This is a genomic window from Liquorilactobacillus mali KCTC 3596 = DSM 20444, from assembly GCF_000260415.1.
GTDB classification, from domain to species: Bacteria; Bacillota; Bacilli; order Lactobacillales; family Lactobacillaceae; genus Liquorilactobacillus; species Liquorilactobacillus mali.
The window spans coordinates 17,221-33,788 of record NZ_BACP01000031.1; the positions used below are offsets into that span (position 1 = coordinate 17,221).

General features: G+C 37.1%; 16 protein-coding genes. 2 read left to right on the forward strand and 14 right to left on the reverse strand.

Going from position 1 to position 16,568, the window contains the following annotated elements; all coding sequences use genetic code 11:
* Positions 1-4: 4 nt before the first annotated feature.
* Both GSM_RS05050 and GSM_RS05055 read right to left on the reverse strand, forming a co-directional pair.
* Positions 5-1,684, reverse strand: coding sequence for a DAK2 domain-containing protein (locus tag GSM_RS05050; protein WP_003690666.1), 1,680 nt, complete (start codon positions 1,682-1,684; stop codon positions 5-7).
* Between the two features lie 35 nt (positions 1,685-1,719).
* Positions 1,720-2,082 (reverse strand): Asp23/Gls24 family envelope stress response protein, encoded by a 363-nt coding sequence (locus GSM_RS05055; protein ID WP_003690665.1) that lies wholly within the window; start codon positions 2,080-2,082, stop codon positions 1,720-1,722.
* Positions 2,083-2,315: 233 nt separating this feature from the next.
* On the opposite strand from GSM_RS05055, the gene rpmB reads away from it, so the two are divergent.
* Positions 2,316-2,501, forward strand: a complete 186-nt coding sequence (gene rpmB / locus GSM_RS05060; RefSeq protein WP_003690663.1) for a 50S ribosomal protein L28 — start codon at positions 2,316-2,318, stop codon at positions 2,499-2,501.
* Between the two features lie 226 nt (positions 2,502-2,727).
* Here rpmB and GSM_RS05065 read toward each other — a convergent pair whose 3' ends face one another.
* From GSM_RS05065 to gmk, 11 genes are all read right to left on the reverse strand, one after another.
* On the reverse strand, positions 2,728-3,375 hold the full coding sequence (locus GSM_RS05065; protein ID WP_003690661.1) for a thiamine diphosphokinase: 648 nt from the start codon (positions 3,373-3,375) through the stop codon (positions 2,728-2,730).
* A gap of 1 nt (position 3,376) precedes the next feature.
* Positions 3,377-4,030 carry a ribulose-phosphate 3-epimerase gene (rpe, locus tag GSM_RS05070; RefSeq protein ID WP_003690660.1) on the reverse strand — a complete coding sequence of 218 codons (654 nt, stop codon included), beginning with the start codon at positions 4,028-4,030 and terminating at the stop codon, positions 3,377-3,379.
* Between the two features lie 9 nt (positions 4,031-4,039).
* Positions 4,040-4,915, reverse strand: coding sequence for a ribosome small subunit-dependent GTPase A (gene rsgA, locus GSM_RS05075; protein WP_003690658.1), 876 nt, complete (start codon positions 4,913-4,915; stop codon positions 4,040-4,042).
* A gap of 31 nt (positions 4,916-4,946) precedes the next feature.
* Positions 4,947-6,962, reverse strand: a complete 2,016-nt coding sequence (gene pknB, locus GSM_RS05080) for a Stk1 family PASTA domain-containing Ser/Thr kinase (protein WP_003690656.1) — start codon at positions 6,960-6,962, stop codon at positions 4,947-4,949.
* Complete coding sequence (locus tag GSM_RS05085; protein WP_003690655.1) at positions 6,959-7,708, reverse strand: Stp1/IreP family PP2C-type Ser/Thr phosphatase; 750 nt, start codon at positions 7,706-7,708, stop codon at positions 6,959-6,961. Before GSM_RS05085 ends, pknB begins: the two co-directional genes overlap by 4 nt.
* 16 nt (positions 7,709-7,724) lie before the next feature.
* Positions 7,725-9,056: a 16S rRNA (cytosine(967)-C(5))-methyltransferase RsmB gene (gene rsmB / locus GSM_RS05090; protein WP_003690653.1), complete on the reverse strand. Its 1,332-nt coding sequence runs from the start codon at positions 9,054-9,056 to the stop codon at positions 7,725-7,727.
* A complete protein-coding gene (gene fmt / locus GSM_RS05095; RefSeq protein ID WP_003690651.1) occupies positions 9,049-10,002 on the reverse strand; it encodes a methionyl-tRNA formyltransferase in 954 nt (317 codons plus the stop codon). The genes rsmB and fmt overlap by 8 nt, the downstream gene beginning before the upstream one ends.
* A 19-nt stretch (positions 10,003-10,021) precedes the next feature.
* The gene (gene priA / locus GSM_RS05100) at positions 10,022-12,442 is read right to left on the reverse strand and encodes a primosomal protein N' (protein ID WP_076621431.1); all 2,421 of its coding nucleotides are present in this window, start codon (positions 12,440-12,442) and stop codon (positions 10,022-10,024) included.
* A gap of 12 nt (positions 12,443-12,454) precedes the next feature.
* On the reverse strand, positions 12,455-13,633 hold the full coding sequence (coaBC, locus tag GSM_RS05105; protein ID WP_003690648.1) for a bifunctional phosphopantothenoylcysteine decarboxylase/phosphopantothenate--cysteine ligase CoaBC: 1,179 nt from the start codon (positions 13,631-13,633) through the stop codon (positions 12,455-12,457).
* Positions 13,634-13,767: 134 nt separating this feature from the next.
* Positions 13,768-13,980 carry a DNA-directed RNA polymerase subunit omega gene (gene rpoZ, locus GSM_RS05110; protein WP_003690646.1) on the reverse strand — a complete coding sequence of 71 codons (213 nt, stop codon included), beginning with the start codon at positions 13,978-13,980 and terminating at the stop codon, positions 13,768-13,770.
* On the reverse strand, positions 13,977-14,597 hold the full coding sequence (gmk, locus tag GSM_RS05115; protein ID WP_003690644.1) for a guanylate kinase: 621 nt from the start codon (positions 14,595-14,597) through the stop codon (positions 13,977-13,979). The genes rpoZ and gmk overlap by 4 nt, the downstream gene beginning before the upstream one ends.
* Before the next feature lie 183 nt (positions 14,598-14,780).
* On the opposite strand from gmk, the gene GSM_RS05120 reads away from it, so the two are divergent.
* Complete coding sequence (locus GSM_RS05120; RefSeq protein ID WP_003690642.1) at positions 14,781-15,104, forward strand: hypothetical protein; 324 nt, start codon at positions 14,781-14,783, stop codon at positions 15,102-15,104.
* Between the two features lie 98 nt (positions 15,105-15,202).
* Here the strand turns inward: GSM_RS05120 and glnA are convergent, their stop codons facing one another.
* On the reverse strand, positions 15,203-16,546 hold the full coding sequence (gene glnA, locus GSM_RS05125; RefSeq protein WP_003690640.1) for a type I glutamate--ammonia ligase: 1,344 nt from the start codon (positions 16,544-16,546) through the stop codon (positions 15,203-15,205).
* Between the last annotated feature and the right edge of the window lie 22 nt (positions 16,547-16,568).

The window sequence follows — 16,568 nt, forward strand, 5'->3', positions numbered from 1 at the left end:
ATCATTATTCAACAGAAATTAGATATGGATATACAGGCTGATCGCCCTGATGAATCTCGATTTCTAGATCCTTATCAATATCCAGAACTGCCTTTTTGATACTTTCAGCTTCTGCCGAAGTACCATCTTGACCAACAATTATCGTAACGATTTCACTATCATCATCAAGCATTTTCCCTACCATCTGAATAGCCGCATCAACTTTGTCTGGATTCGTCAACTTAATTTTTCCATCAATAATTCCCATATAATCATCTTTTTTGATTATATTTCCTTCAATAGTTGTATCACGAACTGCAACAGTAACTTGACCTGACTTCACGGAATCCATCTCATCACTCATGTTTACAGCATTTTCATCCAAATTTTCTGCGGGATTGAATGCAATTAATGCCGTCATTCCTTGAGCAATTGTCTTACTTGCAACAACTTTTGTCGGTACATCCGCAACCTTTGCGGCTTGCTCAGCAGCTAAGAAAATATTTTTGTTATTTGGTAAAATAATGATCTTTTGGGCATTGACCTTCTTAATTGCATCAATAATATCTTGTGTGCTTGGGTTCATCGTCTGACCACCATTTAAAACATAAGTCGCACCCAAACTCTTAAACAAGTTAGCAACACCATTGCCAGAAGCGATTGCAATAATGCCATACCCATCATTATTCGAATTTTTTTCAGTTTCTTCTTGCTCATCATGTTCCAAAATCGTCTCATGTTGTAGACGCATGTTATCAACTTTGACCTTAATCAAAGACCCAAAACGTTGTCCATAAGACATAACATCCCCCGGATGCTCAGTATGGACATGTACTTTGACAATTTCGTCATCAGCAATTACCAATAATGAATCACCAATTTCACTCAAGTGATTGCGGAACTCATCATAATCGAATTTTGAATCAACTAGGCGACCTGCACCTAGCTTAACCATTATTTCAGTACAATATCCGTACTTAATATCTTCTGTGCTAAGCTGACTTTGAACACTCTTATGATGTTCCGCATTCACCATCTCTTCCATTTCTTCGACGCTTGGCTGATGTGCATCGTCTTCAGCACGTTTATTCCCAGAAAGGACATCAAAAAAACCTTCATACACAAAAGTAAGACCCTGTCCACCAGAGTCGACTACCCCAACTTCTTTCAAAACCGGTAATAAATCCGGAGTAGTTGCCAATGCTTCTTTTGCAGCTTCATAGGCGGCTTCCATCACCACGACAGTATCATCGCTCTCACTAGCTGCCTTGTTAGCTGCCTTAGCTGCTTCGCGCGCGACTGTTAATATTGTTCCTTCAGTGGGCTTCATTACAGCCTTATATGCCGTTTCAACACCCGCAGTCAAAGCTGCAGCCAGGTCGGCAGCATTCAGGCTGTCCTTCTTTTCTGTACTTTTATAAAATCCACGGAATATTTGAGATAATATTACTCCTGAATTTCCACGAGCACCCATTAGTAGTCCCTTAGCTAAGGCCACAGCTAAAGAACCTACAGTGTTAGCAGTAGATTCAGCCACATATTTTGCTCCGCTGGCAAAAGAAAGGCTCATATTTGTTCCAGTGTCCCCATCTGGGACAGGAAACACATTTAATGAATTAATAAACTCTGCGTTATTACTTAATCTTTTTGAACTGACCGCAACCATCTTTCTAAAATGCGTCTCAGTTATCTCTGTGACTTTCAAATTCAATTATCCTCCTTGGTCCCCATAACACTCAGTTATTCTTCAATGACTCGTACACCTTGTACGAAAACATTGACCGAATTAGCTGTTATTCCTAACATGGTTTCCAAATTATATTTAACTTTGTCTTGCACATTACGGCAAATTTCAGAGATCTTTGTGCCGTAACCTACAATTATATACACATCAACTGCAACTCCGTCATCCTCTTGACGCACAACGACACCCTTTGAATAGTTATCACGTTTCAGAATTTCATTAAGATTGTCTCTAATCTGGTTTTTACTTGCCATTCCGACAATTCCGAATATTTCAGTTGCAGCACCACCAACAACTGTCGCAATAACATCATTATTGATATCAATATTTCCAAATTGCGTTTTGATTTTTACAGCCATTAGATACAGCCTCCTTAATTTAACACACAAATACTAGTATCATTCTAGCATAAAATACGACAGATCACTATACCGTATGATTGTGACAATTTCAAGTGAAAAACAATAACTTATCTGCCAAGTTATTTTACTTTACAGAAAATTCTTGCAATCATTCGTTAATTATGATAACTTATTCTAGTGAGTAAGTAGTACGTATGCTTTGAATCCTATCATTAAAGGAGGAACTAATAATGGCAAAAGATTTTATTACTGGCCGTAAAACAACTTTCGGAAAGAAACGTTCACATGCTTTAAACCAAACAAACCGTTCATGGAAACCAAATTTGCAAAAAGTTCGCATCTTGGTTGATGGTAAACCTAAGAAGGTTTGGGTTTCAGCTCGTGCATTGAAATCCGGTAAAGTTACTCGTGTTTAAACACTGAAGACTCGTTTTTTACGGGTCTTTTTTTATTGCAGTTACAAATATATCGATTATATCCTCTAACCTTTTAAAAATTAACTAAAATCATGGTATCAACTTCACTTGTAAATGAACATCGATCAATGAATAAAAAATGAAGAAGTCTCTGGTTAAAACAGAAACTCCTTCGCATACTCTGACTAAATAAAATGTCTATTTTTTACAATATTCCGTATTTCGCCTAATCCTTGCTTTGAATCACACACACAACCCCATTCACAAAACTAAAACTTCCTTTTTTACCCACAAACTCATTGCTTGCCAACGATATGGGAAATTTAAAATCTCTTTTATCCAAACGATATTTTTCATCAATCAAACTTAGTTTTTCGACGCTAGTCAATGGAACAAATGCCAAATACTTCTTGTCATTTTCTTTTTGAATAATATAAGTGCCTGGTCTATAGAAATTAATAGTGTTAAAACGATCAAAAATAAAAATTTTATCTGCATATTCATAAAATGGTTTCCTTAACACAAAAAACAAATTAGCCAAAAGATGGTCTATCCTACCGCCGGTGGCACCGAATATGTTTATTCTACTAATATCTTGAAAACTCTTAAATATAATTTTTAATGCGAGCTCTGTATCAGTGTCGTCTTTTTCAGGTTTAGCAGTGTAAACTTTCTTACTATTTTCCCTGATCAGATCTTGTTCTGCTTTTGTCGAAGAGTCAAAATCACCGATTGCAATTGTTGGTTGAATTCCATTCTGAATTAACCGCAAGGCCCCACGATCTGCACCAACCCAGATCTTGTCATCATCTTTTTTCAGCAGCGCTTCCGGCCATTCGCTGATTGGACCTCCAACTAGTAGATTTATTTCCACTCTAATCACCCGTCACCTTGTGTAATAATTGTATTTTTTCAATCGGATCAGTTGAATTAAACACAAATGATCCGGCCACCGCAATTGTAGCCCCTGCTTGTTGGCATTGTTTAATTGTTTCACTGTTGATGCCTCCATCAACCTCAATATCAAAACTAAGTTTTCTGTCGTTTTTAATCTGGTTCAAAGCTTGAATTTTTGAAAGCATACTAGGTAAAAACTTTTGGCCCCCGAATCCTGGATTAACAGTCATAATCAACACCGCATCTACCATTTCTAACAAATCTTCGAGAACGGTCACTGGTGTCCCAGGATTGATTACGACCTCAGCTTCACACCCAGCTTCCTTGATTTGCTGCAAGACTCGGTGAATATGCGGAGTTGCTTCATAATGCACTCCCAATACATCAGCACCCGCATCTGCAAGAATTGCAATATATTCTTCAGGATTGTCAACCATCAGATGGCAGTCGAAGACTTGTTTCGAATATGGTCTAATTGCCCTTAAAATCGGTTCACCAAATGAAAGATTGGGCACAAAATGACCATCCATTATGTCAATATGCAAGTATTCAGCACCAGCCTGAGTCGTCATTTCTACATCATTTTTTAAATTTGCAAAATCAGCACTTAAAATTGAAGGAGCAATTTTCATCCTAACACCTCATTTTCGATATTTTACCTTTTGCTTACTTATTTCTTCTTGAAATTGTTGATAATTTTCATATCTACTTGACTTAATCTCACCTTTTTTCACAGCCTCTTTGACTTTGCATCCTGGTTCGTTCAAATGAATACAGCTTCTGAACTTACATCCTGCAGCATAGTTTTGAAAATCTGGAAAATATTTTGCCAGTTCCTCTTTTTTTATCTCTAATAAGTCAAAGGATGAAAAACCTGGGGTATCTGCAATTAAATTCCCATTTATGGGTAAGAGCGTCACTTTTCTAGTTGTATGTTTCCCTCGACTTAAAGCTTTCGAAACTTCACCGGTTTCTAACTTGAGTTTTGGTTGAAGATTATTCAATAATGTTGATTTGCCAGCACCGGTCTGTCCCATTACAACGACCGTCTTCTGCTGAAATTTTTCGGTAAGTGCCACGACAGAATCAAGGCTTCCTAATTGACAGTCATATATTTTTTGATAGTCTGCTACAACTTGTTTTATCTCTAAGAATTCTTCTTCAGTTAATAAATCTACCTTTGAAAAAAACAATAACGGCGTAATTTGATTCTTCTCAAGCATTACCAACTGACGATCCAATAAATTTGAAGAGAACTTGGGCTCCTTACAAGCCGTCACCACAATTGCATAATCAATATTGGCTACTGGTGGTCTTATTAATTCATTCTTTCGCTTTTCTATTCGTAAAATGTAACCCTCATTTTGATTATCAGCCTTGAATTCTACCCAATCACCCACGAGTGGAGCTTCACCTTTTTTTCGGAAATTTCCACGTGCACGTGTTCGATAAGTAATACCTTCCATATCAACATCATAATATCCACTCAACGATTGTCGAATTTGACCTCTTAACAATAAATCACCCTGCCTTTCAAGCTTCGTAAGTTTAGCTTGTCACATCTGTTTTCTCAGCGATAACCTGACCATCTCTAACAATTTTATATTTACCAGTATCCGAACCACTTAATGTAAATGGCAGAGTCACACTCGTATCAGATGAAATCGTAAATTGCTGGTAGATATCACTATAGCTATGATTATCATCTTGCAAGTAAATTTGAATCGTATTCATTGTACTAGAACTTTCCGAAGAGCCTGTAGAACTCTGTGTGCTGCTGGAAGAAGCCTGGTACGGAATGTTTACACGAACAGAAAAAGTATTAGTTGAACTACTTTCACTACTGCTTGAGCTACTACTTTGCTGCGATTCATCGCTGGAAGAACTCTCAGAAGTCGACCCTAAAACCACGTTTAAAGTATCCCCTGCTTCAACACGCGTATTCGCAGCAGGTTCTTGTGAAACCACTAATCCTGTGCTAGAACTGCCTGAAGAGTCATTTTCAATATTTAATGCAAGACCCAGCTCTTCAGCATAGTCCTCCACGCTTTTTTCAGTATAGCCTGTCAAATCACGTAAAATAACTTTCTTTGCACCAGAACTAACAACAAATCTGACCGTTGTTTGATCCCAAACTACCTTCTTCTTGGACGAAATATTCTGACTAATAATTTCTCCCTTTGCTACCGAATTGGAACTCTTTGTCTCCTTGACAACAGTAACGCCCTTGTTCTCAAGCTTACTTTTCACCTTAGCGTATGATTGCCCTTTATAATTACCAAACACATTTTTTTCAGGACCTTTTGAAATTATCAGATCAACTTTTGAATCTTGACGTACACTTGAGCCCACGGTCGGACTAGATGAGATAACCTGCCCCTTATCATATTTTGTACTATCTCGCCTGATAATATTTCCAATAGACAGTTGTTGAGATTCAAGAGCAGTTTTCGCCTCTGTCTCATTCATTCCTTGCAGATCCGGAACTGTCACATCCTTTGGACTCATTGCCAATGCAGTTATAAAAATTATCAAAACAAATATAGCTGCTGCAATCAATGACCAAATTAGCCACTTTTTCTTTTTGCTCCACTTCTTCTTGGGTTTACCATCTTTTTCAGAACCATCTTTTTTATCACCTAAGCCAATATTCTTTTTAACTTGCTGTGCACTCAAAGGTTCCAAAACCTTAGTTTCGTCCTCAATTATACTCGCGGGTTCCCATTTTCCTTCATTACTTCTAGTATATGAGAGGGCAGTTTCAATATCATCCTTCATTTCTGAAGCATTCTGATACCGTTCTGTTAAATTTTTTGCAGTCGCTTTTAATACGACATTCTCAAGTGCTTGTGGTATCTGACTGTCAAAGGACCTAACAGAAGGCATATCATTTTGAAAATGTTTCAAAGCTATTGAAACAGCTGTTTCTCCCTGATAGGGAACTCGGCTTGTCAATAATTCAAATAAGATTATGCCCAATGAGTAAATGTCTGATTGTTTAGTAACTACGCTTCCTCTAGCCTGCTCTGGAGAAAGATAATGCACTGATCCCATTAATGTGTTTGTCTGTGTCAACGAATATTCAGAAGTCGCTAACGCTATTCCAAAATCGGTAATCTTCACCTGTCCATCAGCGTTGATCAAAATATTTTGTGGCTTTAAGTCACGATGAATAATATCATGTGCATGTGCTTCTTCAACCGCCGACAACACCTGATCCATAATGTTGACTACCTGCTCGTAACTAAGAGGATAATTTTGTGCTATGTAACTCTTTAAATCCATTCCTTCTACGTATTCCATCACTAAAAACTGTGTACCGTTGTCTTCATCAATATCATAAATGCTGACAATGTTTGGATGGACGAGTTCTGTCAAAGAGATTGCCTCACGTCGAAACCTTCTAATCGCAGCTTCATTATCGCGTAAATCAAGGCGCATCAACTTAACTGCAACATTTCTCTTTAAGATTAAATCGTATGCAAGATAGACATTGGCCATCCCACCTTCGCCTAATGTCTCTACAACCTTATATCGTCCGCTCAGTACATATCCTGGTTTCACTGCTCATCCCTCCTCTCAAACGAGGAAGAAGCAAGTAAGAGTGTAACGTTGTCATTTCCACCGGCCTTATTTGCCATATCGATTAGCTTGTCACATTTATCTGCGAAAGACTCATTATTCAGCAAAACCTTTTTTATCAATTGATCATCAACCATATTTGTAAGTCCATCAGAACAAAGTAGTAAAATATCATTTTCTTCTATCTTGATAATCTTTTCATCGATATTTGCATTTTCCGATATTCCAAGTGTTCTAGTGACAATATTTTTTTGAGGATGATTTCTTGCTTCTTCAGAACTAATTTGACCACTTTTTAATAATTCATTTACTAAAGAATGATCCTCGGTTAACTGCATCAAATCACTGTCTCGCAATAAGTATCCCCTACTATCGCCAATGTTTGCCAAGAGCACCTCATCGCCAAAGAAAATAGCACACACAATCGTCGTCCCCATACCATTTAGGTCTTCATATTGGTTTGAGCGCTCTAAAATTAATTTGTTTTCTCGCTGAACTTCATCTACCAGCCACTTTGCAGCAATATCAATTGTATCAATTTCAGTTTCTTCAAACCGAAAGCCCAAGTGAGAAACTGCCATTTCTGAGGCAACATCGCCACCTTTGTGACCACCCAGGCCATCCGCAACAATCGCAAAGCTTATATTGGCAATATTTTTAAAAACACCTACATAATCCTCATTGTTGGGCCTTACTTCGCCCACATCACTCTTATATGCAAAATTCATCAGGTACTCACCTCGTTTATCTTACTCTCCTCAACCGGGTAATGAAAAAGCCATCAGATTCATAATCATCTGGATAGATTGTCAAACTTTTTTTAGTATTAGGTAAATTCAATCTTGTCTTCACCTCAACTTGTTCAAATTCATGATGCATTTCTAAAAATTCTTTAATCACACTGGTATTTTCAGTTTCTAATATAGTACAAGTACTATACGTTAAGTACCCGTTAATTTCAATATAATTTGCAACTTTATCCAATATTCCAACTTGAACCCTATGCAAGTTTAACGAATCTTGCAAAGATTTCTCATATCTGACTTCCGGTTTTCTCCTCATTAATCCAATACCAGAGCAAGGTGCGTCAACCAGTATTTGATTGAAACTTTCAGGCTCGAAATGTTCATTCAATTTTCTAGCATCAAGCTGTATTGAATTTACTTTTTCCTCAAATCCGCATTTCCTAGCATTTTCTTTAATCAGTTTTACCTTATGTTTGTGGATATCCAAAGCTGTGACCGTACCAGTTCTCAGATAATCAGCAATCTGCATTGTTTTTCCACCTGGGGCAGCACAAGCATCTAAAACCTGTTCATCTCCATTCAAATTCATGGCCTCAACTACAAGACCTGCACTTTCGTCTTGCAGCATTATTTTACCTTCTTCAAAGAGTCGGGTTGAACTAACATGCCCTTTTTCCACGATTAGACTCCCTGCTGCAACTTGACTATTTTCAACTTTAAAACCTTCGCGAGTTAATTCAGTTTTAACATCTTCAATTGATGCCTTTGATTCATTTACCCTAATTGCTTGCTTCGGTGCCTTATTCAAAGAATTTAAAATTGCGACTGTTTTATCATATCCAACCTGTTTCTTTAACTCTTCAACTATCCATACAGGTACACTATAGACAATACTTAGTCGCTCATTCTCATCTTCGATACTTGCAGCATCATGAACACCTTTACGTAAAATTGCATGCAAAACACCTGTTACAAACTTTCTTGTACCATCGTGTCCCTTACTTTTTGCAATCTTGATTGCTTCATTCAGCACTGCATGATTTGGGACCTTATCTAGAAATTTCAGTTGATACAAGGACATCAATAATAGCTGCTTGACCCAGTCATCCATTTTCTTGCCCTTAACAAAAGGTTCCAACCAAAATTCAAGTAATAAAAGATTCTGGAGAACTCCATATACAATAATTGTCAGTAGATTAGCATCTACTCTCGACATCTGATCTTTTTTAAGAACCTGATTAAGTGCCAAGTTCGAATAAGCTCCATTTTTGGCAATCTTGGTTAGAATTTCAACTGCCATTAACCTGGGGTTTTTATTATCTTCATTCATCTGTTATAATCCTCTGTCCTGCTTTTATTCCCTGACCTTGACCATTTAAAAAGTTATTAATTGTCATTTTTGGCTTACCGGCAGGTTGAATTTCCTTAATTTCATACACACTTCCCTGAGCAGCAGCCACCTTCAATTGTTTTTTGTCTACAAATACAACTACTCCGGGTTCGTATTCAGTTTTTTCATCAAGTGGCCTTATATCCCATAGTTTTGTCCTTTTATTCAAAAGTTTTTCAAAATATGGTCCCGGCTGCGGTCTAAGTGCTCTAATCATATAATCAAGTTGTTGTGCGGTCAAATCTAGCGATAACTTCTCCTGCTCTGCTGAAATAACTGGGGCAAATGTAGCTGCTTCTTCATCTTGCTTTACCGCCGTGACCTCACCACTAATAATTTTAGGAAGTGTCTTTATTAAAACATCTCTTCCTAAAAGACTCATCTTAGTGAAAATTGTTCCATTATCATCATCTGGCAAGATTGGTAATTCAGCTTGTGCCAACATATCACCTGCATCCATCTTCTTAATCATGTAAATTAACGTGACCCCAGTCTTATCTTCGCCATTCATAATAGCGTATTGGACAGGTGCTCCTCCACGATACTTAGGCAGCAGCGAACCATGTACATTTACGGCTGCAATCTTTGCAGAATTGATTAGCGACATTGGTAGGAATTGACCAAAGGCAGCAGTGATTATTAAATCTGGTTTAATTTCTATCAACTGAGCAAGTTCAGTACTCTTTCCTAATTTTTGGGGCTGATACACTGGAATACCATGGCTTACTGCCACTTGTTTCACCGGTGAAGCAGTCAAAATACGTTTTCTGCCTGTATACCTGTCTGGTTGTGTCACAACTGCTTTAACGTCATAATCAGTAGCAATTATTCCTTCAAGAATAGTTGCTGCAAATTCAGGAGTTCCCATAAAAATTACTGATACCATCTAAATACCTCGTTTCCTTTTAAATAAAATTAAGTGGTTCCTTATCGATTGAAATTAAAATTCCCTGCCGCTCATCTTTTTGACTCTTCTGTAAAATTGTATTTAACGCTGCATCTAAATTAAGTTCTTTTTTATATTTAATAATCAATTGGTAATAAAATTGATTATTAATACGCATTATTGCTTTCGGCGTTGGTCCTAAAATAATCGATTTTGTACTCAAAGAAGATTTTATCTCAGCATAAATCTGGTAGATCTTTTTTGCAGCCAGCCCTTCTTCTTTTGCACTGGCAGTAATTTGGACTGTATAAAAATACGGTGGATAACCATTTTGATGCCGCACATTCATTTCTCTAACAAAGAATCTTTCGTAATCTTGTTTCTTTGCCAATTGCAGAGCATAGTGTTCGGGATTAAAAGTCTGAATAATAACTTTGCCTTCTTTATCGGCCCTTCCTGCCCTTCCGCTTACCTGTGTTAATAATTGGAAGGTTCGTTCGCTTGCTCTAAAGTCAGCCAATCCAAGTGCTGTATCTGCATTCAAAACACCGACCAACGTCACATCAGGATAGTCCAATCCTTTTGCAATCATTTGTGTCCCTAACAGAATATCCGCTTTCTTCTCACCAAATTGTTTCAAGATTTTGGCATGCATTCCCTTTCTTCTAGTGGTATCCACATCCATTCTCAGAACACGTGCTTTGGGAAATAAATTTTGCAATTCCTGCTCAACTTTTTGAGTACCAGTTCCATAGTATCGAATTTTATTACTGCCACAATTTGGACATTTTTGCGGTATTTTCTCCTCATGTCCACAATAATGGCATTTCATTGAACGACTGTCTAAATGCAGAGTTAGTGAAATGTCACAATTTGGACACAGCAAAACCTCACCGCAGTCACGACACATCATAAAAGAAGAGTACCCTCTCCGATTGAGCATCAAAATAATTTGTTCCTTGCGTTTCAGTCTCAAGGCAATTTCACTACGCAGTTCAGTCGAAAAATCAACATTATCATCAATTTTTTTAGTTGCCTTTCTCATATCAATCAGTTCAACTTCTGGCAAAGGCATCTTGTTAATTCTCTCACTAAGATGAAGCCATTCGTAGACACCTTTTTGGGCACGCGCCCTCGACTCAAGTGAAGGTGTAGCACTGCCTAAAACTAAAGAACAATTGTGGTATCGTGCACGCCACTTTGCAACTTCTATGGCATGATAACGTGGCATCTTTTCTTGCTTGTAACTTGCCTCATGTTCTTCATCGATGACAATTATGCCAATCTTCTTCAAAGGCGCAAAAATTGCTGATCTTGCACCAACAACTACCTTTGCTCTTCCATTTTGAATCCTGCGCCACTCATCTAGACGTTCACCTTCAGATAACCCGCTGTGCAATAGCGCAACATTTGAGCCAAATCTTCCAACTACATTCTTTACCATTTGCGGTGTTAATGCTATTTCTGGAACCAACATTAAAGCAGTCTTGCCCTTTTTAAGTGCTTTTGCCATTGCCTGAAGATAAACTTCTGTCTTTCCACTTCCCGTTACGCCTTCGAGCAAGAAAATTTTTTCTTTATTTTCATCCATGGAATTATTGATTTTAACAATAACGTCTTTTTGAGCACTAGTAAGTTCTTTTGGTGTGGTTCTAACAAAATCACTTTGCTTATAAGCTGCTCTTCTTTTCACTATAGCTTTGCGTTTCAACCAATTTTTTGATTCTGCATTTTTTATTACAGCACTCGTAATTCCTAATTTTTGTTCAAGCATTGTTTGTTCAATTGCTGAATCTCCAAGTTTAATCAAATAATCAAGCAGTCTATTCAAGTTTAAAGCATTAGCACGCAATTTATCTTTTTCAATTTTGTAACTTTTTGCTGTCAAATTGTTCAGAATAACCTGAACCTTTTTTTCAACCAAACTATCTTTCATCAAATATTCTAAACTAATTTTTCCTGAAGTTCTGGCAGCCATTAATTGTTTCAATAATGCTGGATCGATCTTATCTTCATTCAAAATTTGTTTCTTACTGGAAGAAAAATACTCTTTAACCGCTGGATCAACTGCATCATCAACAAGAACTAACTGTTTATAATATTTAGCACGCATCGCACTTGGCAGCATTACTTGTAGACAACTTATCAGAAATGAGTACGTTTCATGCGCCAACCATTTTGCTAAGGCAATCGATTCCTCGGTTAGCACTGGTTCAACATCAATCAAGGATTTTATTTCTTTGATTTTTCCAGAAAAATCATTGCCTGCTTTTAGTCCTATTACAAATCCCTGAATTAACCGATTACCATTTCCAAATGGCACACTCACCCGCATTCCTACCTGAATCATATCTTCAAATTTAGGAGGAATTTGATATACAAAAGGTTTGTCAGTTTGCATAGCTGGTATGTCAACAATTATTTCAGCAAAAGATGCGATTGTGAATTCCCCCTAGTCTTCTGTAATAAGATCAAAAATCATCTTGGCAATATTATTTTTATCAGTTTTTGGACTATTGATATTTTCTTTACCAGGACGCATAAAGACCACTTCATTTTCATCACTGCCAAAACCAATATCTGAACGTGAAACATCATTTGCAACAATCAAGTCGAGATTTTTACTAATCAATTTTTGTTGCCCATTTTCTAATAGATTTTGCGTCTCAGCAGCAAAACCGACCAATTTTTGTGTTTTTTTCTTCTGACCAAGTGTCTTTAAAATATCAATATTTTTTTCTAGTTCTAGGGTCAACTTACTGCCCGTCTTCTTAATTTTTTGTTTTGAAGGTCGTAACACATGATAATCTGCTACTGCGGCCGCCATAATCACAATGTCTGAATCCGAATATTGTTCTTCTACAGCCTTATGCATCTGTGCAGTCGTCCTAACAGATACCAGCTTCGCACCCGTGTCATTAGCCAAATGTGTTGGCCCACTTATTAGGATTACATCCGCTCCACGTCTTACTGCATTTCTGGCGACTGCAAATCCCATCTTACCAGAAGAATGGTTTGTAATATATCTCACGGGATCAATTGCTTCAATCGTGTGTCCTGCGGTAACCACGACTTTTTTCCCTTTTAGATCATGTTTGTTTGAGATGAAATCACTAATCCATTTAAAAACTGCATCAGGTTCTGGCATACGGCCTTTAGCATCATATCCTTCAGCAAGAAATCCAGTGTCAGGTTCTAGGACTTGATACCCATCTTCAATTAGCTGTTGCAGATTTCTTTGCACTGCTTCATTGTCATACATTTTATCATTCATTGCAGGTACTATAAACTTTGGACAATTCATAGCAATCAAGCAAGTTGTTGCAAAATTGTCAGCAATACCGTTAGCAATTTTGCCAATGGTATTGGCAGTTGCAGGGATAACTACCGCGATATCTGCCCATTTAGCAAGTTCAACATGATCGACAATTCCCTGTTGTTGCCCCATTTCACAGTATACATTATTCCGGCTGATAGTTTTAAAGGTTAGCGGAGTCACAAAGCTCGCTGCTTCTTCGGTCATTACGACTTTAACTTCTGCTTTTTCCTTGATTAATTTTCTAATAAAAATAACCGCTTTATAAGCTGCAACTCCTCCAGTTACACAGACAGCGACATGCATATTCTCCAATTGTAACCCTCCTTAATGATAACTATATTGTATCAATAATATAGCCAAAAAAGAACATCAAAAAAGACCATTGTGACTATTATTCTGATACCATCATATCAGCAGTCTCATGGCCTTTCCCTGAAGTAAAAAAATTATACTTCGTCTCTGTGGTCTGGATCAATAATCAAATCGTCAGCAACAACTTCTTCGAGTGCCTTGCCAACATTCTTAACAGACTTATATTCACTAAGCATTGGAATTGCACCTGCATCCAACTCGTGAGCCCTTTTACTAGCTAACATTACCAACGAATAACGCGAATCAATTCGTTCCAATAAATCATCAACTGATGGATATAAAATCATTTTAAATCATCTCCTAGTCGCTTTTTATAATCAGGTAAGAATCTCTTTACCCGCCATCTTTCAGCCCTGATGATGGTCTTTACCTTCTCAACCGCGTTCAAAACTTCGTCATTAACAACCGCATAATCGTAATTTTGCATCATTTCAATTTCATCAACTGCTTTAGCCATACGCTTATCAATAGTCGCTAAATCATCTGTTCCACGTCCGCTTATTCTATGACGCAGTTCCATAAGATCTGGAGGTGTCAAAAAAATAAATAAACCATCAGGACATTTTTCACGAACTTGCATAGCACCATTTACTTCGATCTCAAGAAAAACATCCTTGCCTTGATCAAGCATCTCATTAACATATTTTAGCGGTGTTCCATAATAATTGTCAACATACTGAGCATATTCAAGCATGCCGCCATTTCGAATTTCCTTTTCAAACTCAGCCTTCGAAACAAAATAATAATCTTTTCCGTCAACTTCGCCTTTTCGCATCGATCTCGTAGTCATAGAGATTGAATAATGAAACTTATTATCATCTTGCTCAAAAATAGCTTTCCTAACTGTTCCTTTACCGACTCCAGAAGGTCCAGACAATACTATCAACATTCCCCGTTTAGACATGTTTACAAAACTCTCCTCTAAAATATTGTATTAAGATTATCATGTACTTTTTTTCAAAAAATTTCAAGTTATTCTTAATTAGAATTTCTTAATAAAAAATACTTTTACCGCTTGCTTTTTCGAACATTTGTTCTATAATATAAATATCGAACAAACGTTCTGAAAAAGGAGAGTGTTTCCAATATGCTAGAATTAAAAAAAACAACACTGCAGCAAATCACTCAGAATATCCAAAAGCAATTTGTTTCGTATGCTAAACAAGATTTTAGTAACTGCATACAAATGCCTATCTTTCAGCTTAACTATTTTATTAACCAGGCTATCCAAAAACATAAAGTCATCAGTATAAGTTATAAAGATATTTATGATAATGAATTTGTAGCAACTGGTTTCATCTCGAGAAACAAAAACAATAAAACAATTCTTAAACTTGATAGCCTTGGAGATAATTTATCACACCTGCTAAATATTAACCAAATAAAGTACATTAAACTGGCAAAAAGATAAAATCATCTCTAAACATTTTGTTTTTTGACTAATAAAAACCATTGGCGAATATTCCTGATGAACAGGTAACTAATTTGCCAACGGTTTTTATTTTGACTCTAATATAATTCTAAGTATTGATCACGTTCCCATTGTGAAACTTCTTGACGATAAGCACCCCATTCGAGTTTCTTACCTTCAATAAAGTTTTGATACAAATGAGGACCCATTGCTTTTGCAATTACTTCATCTTTTTCAAGTTCTTTAAGTGCATTATGCAATGTTGATGGAAGATCAGAGATACCATTTGCCTTACGTTCTTCCGCATCCATTACATAGATGTTACGATCGATTGGCTTTGGAGCTTCAATCTGCTTACGCAGACCATCCAACCCTGCTTCCAAAATTGAGGCAATTGCTAAGTATGGATTTGCACTTGGATCTACACTACGCAATTCAAGACGTGTTGACATACCACGTGCGATTGGAACACGTACAAGAGGTGAACGGTTGCGACCAGACCAAGCAACATAAACAGGTGCTTCATATCCAGGAACCAAACGCTTGTATGAGTTAACAGTTGGGTTAGTTACAGCTGTAAAGCTACGTGCGTGTGTCAACAAACCGCCTAAGAAGTAACGTGCTTCTTTAGATAATTGCATTTCATCATTTTCATCAAAGAATGCATTCCCATCGCCATTGAACAATGACATATTAATGTGCATACCCGATCCGTTAATGCGATCAAGTGGTTTTGGCATAAATGTTGCGTGTAAACCATGTTTTCTTGCAACAGTTTTTACAACTAACTTAAATGTTTGAATATTATCACATGCTTGGAGTGCATCAGCATACTTAAAGTCGATTTCATGTTGCCCAGGAGCAACTTCATGATGAGAAGCTTCAATATCAAAGCCCATGTTTTCTAATTCCAAAACAATATCACGACGGCAATTCTCGCCCAAATCAACAGGAGCTAAATCGAAATAACTTCCCTTATCATTAAGGTTCAATGTTGGCTTACCAGTTTCTGGATCAAGTTTAAACAAGAAGAACTCTGGTTCAGGTCCAATATTAAAGTCGGTAAAGCCTAATTCCTTCATTTCGTCAAGAACTCGAATTAAGTTATTACGTGGATCACCGATGAATGGTGTGCGATCAGCATTGTAGACTTCACAAATAACACGAGCTACTTTCCCATGTTCGCTTCCCCAAGGGAAAATCATCCAAGTTGATAAGTCTGGGTATAACCACATATCACTCTCTTCAATCCTAACAAAACCATCAATTGAAGAACCATCAAACATTAATTTGTTATCCAATAATTTTTCAAGTTGGCTAATTGGAACCTCAACATTTTTGATAACACCATATAGATCGGTGAACATCAAACGCAAAAACTTAACATTTTCATCTTTGGCTATTTTACGGATATCATCCTTTGTATAATTAGGCTTTACCATCATTAAATCGCTCCTTATTGAA

Excerpts from the sequence above, each read along its gene's own strand:
- GSM_RS05055 (WP_003690665.1), bottom strand. The coding sequence starts at position 2,082 with ATGGCTGTAAAAATCAAAACGCAATTTGGAAATATTGATATCAATAAT.
- rsmB (WP_003690653.1), bottom strand. The coding sequence starts at position 9,056 with ATGAATGAAGATAATAAAAACCCCAGGTTAATGGCAGTTGAAATTCTA.
- rpe (WP_003690660.1), bottom strand. The coding sequence starts at position 4,030 with ATGAAAATTGCTCCTTCAATTTTAAGTGCTGATTTTGCAAATTTAAAA.
- GSM_RS05085 (WP_003690655.1), bottom strand. The coding sequence starts at position 7,708 with ATGAATTTTGCATATAAGAGTGATGTGGGCGAAGTAAGGCCCAACAAT.
- rpoZ (WP_003690646.1), bottom strand. The coding sequence starts at position 13,980 with ATGATTTTATATCCATCAGTTGATGATTTATTGGAACGAATTGATTCG.
- GSM_RS05120 (WP_003690642.1), top strand. The coding sequence starts at position 14,781 with ATGCTAGAATTAAAAAAAACAACACTGCAGCAAATCACTCAGAATATC.
- glnA (WP_003690640.1), bottom strand. The coding sequence starts at position 16,546 with ATGGTAAAGCCTAATTATACAAAGGATGATATCCGTAAAATAGCCAAA.
- fmt (WP_003690651.1), bottom strand. The coding sequence starts at position 10,002 with ATGGTATCAGTAATTTTTATGGGAACTCCTGAATTTGCAGCAACTATT.
- gmk (WP_003690644.1), bottom strand. The coding sequence starts at position 14,597 with ATGTCTAAACGGGGAATGTTGATAGTATTGTCTGGACCTTCTGGAGTC.
- rpmB (WP_003690663.1), top strand. The coding sequence starts at position 2,316 with ATGGCAAAAGATTTTATTACTGGCCGTAAAACAACTTTCGGAAAGAAA.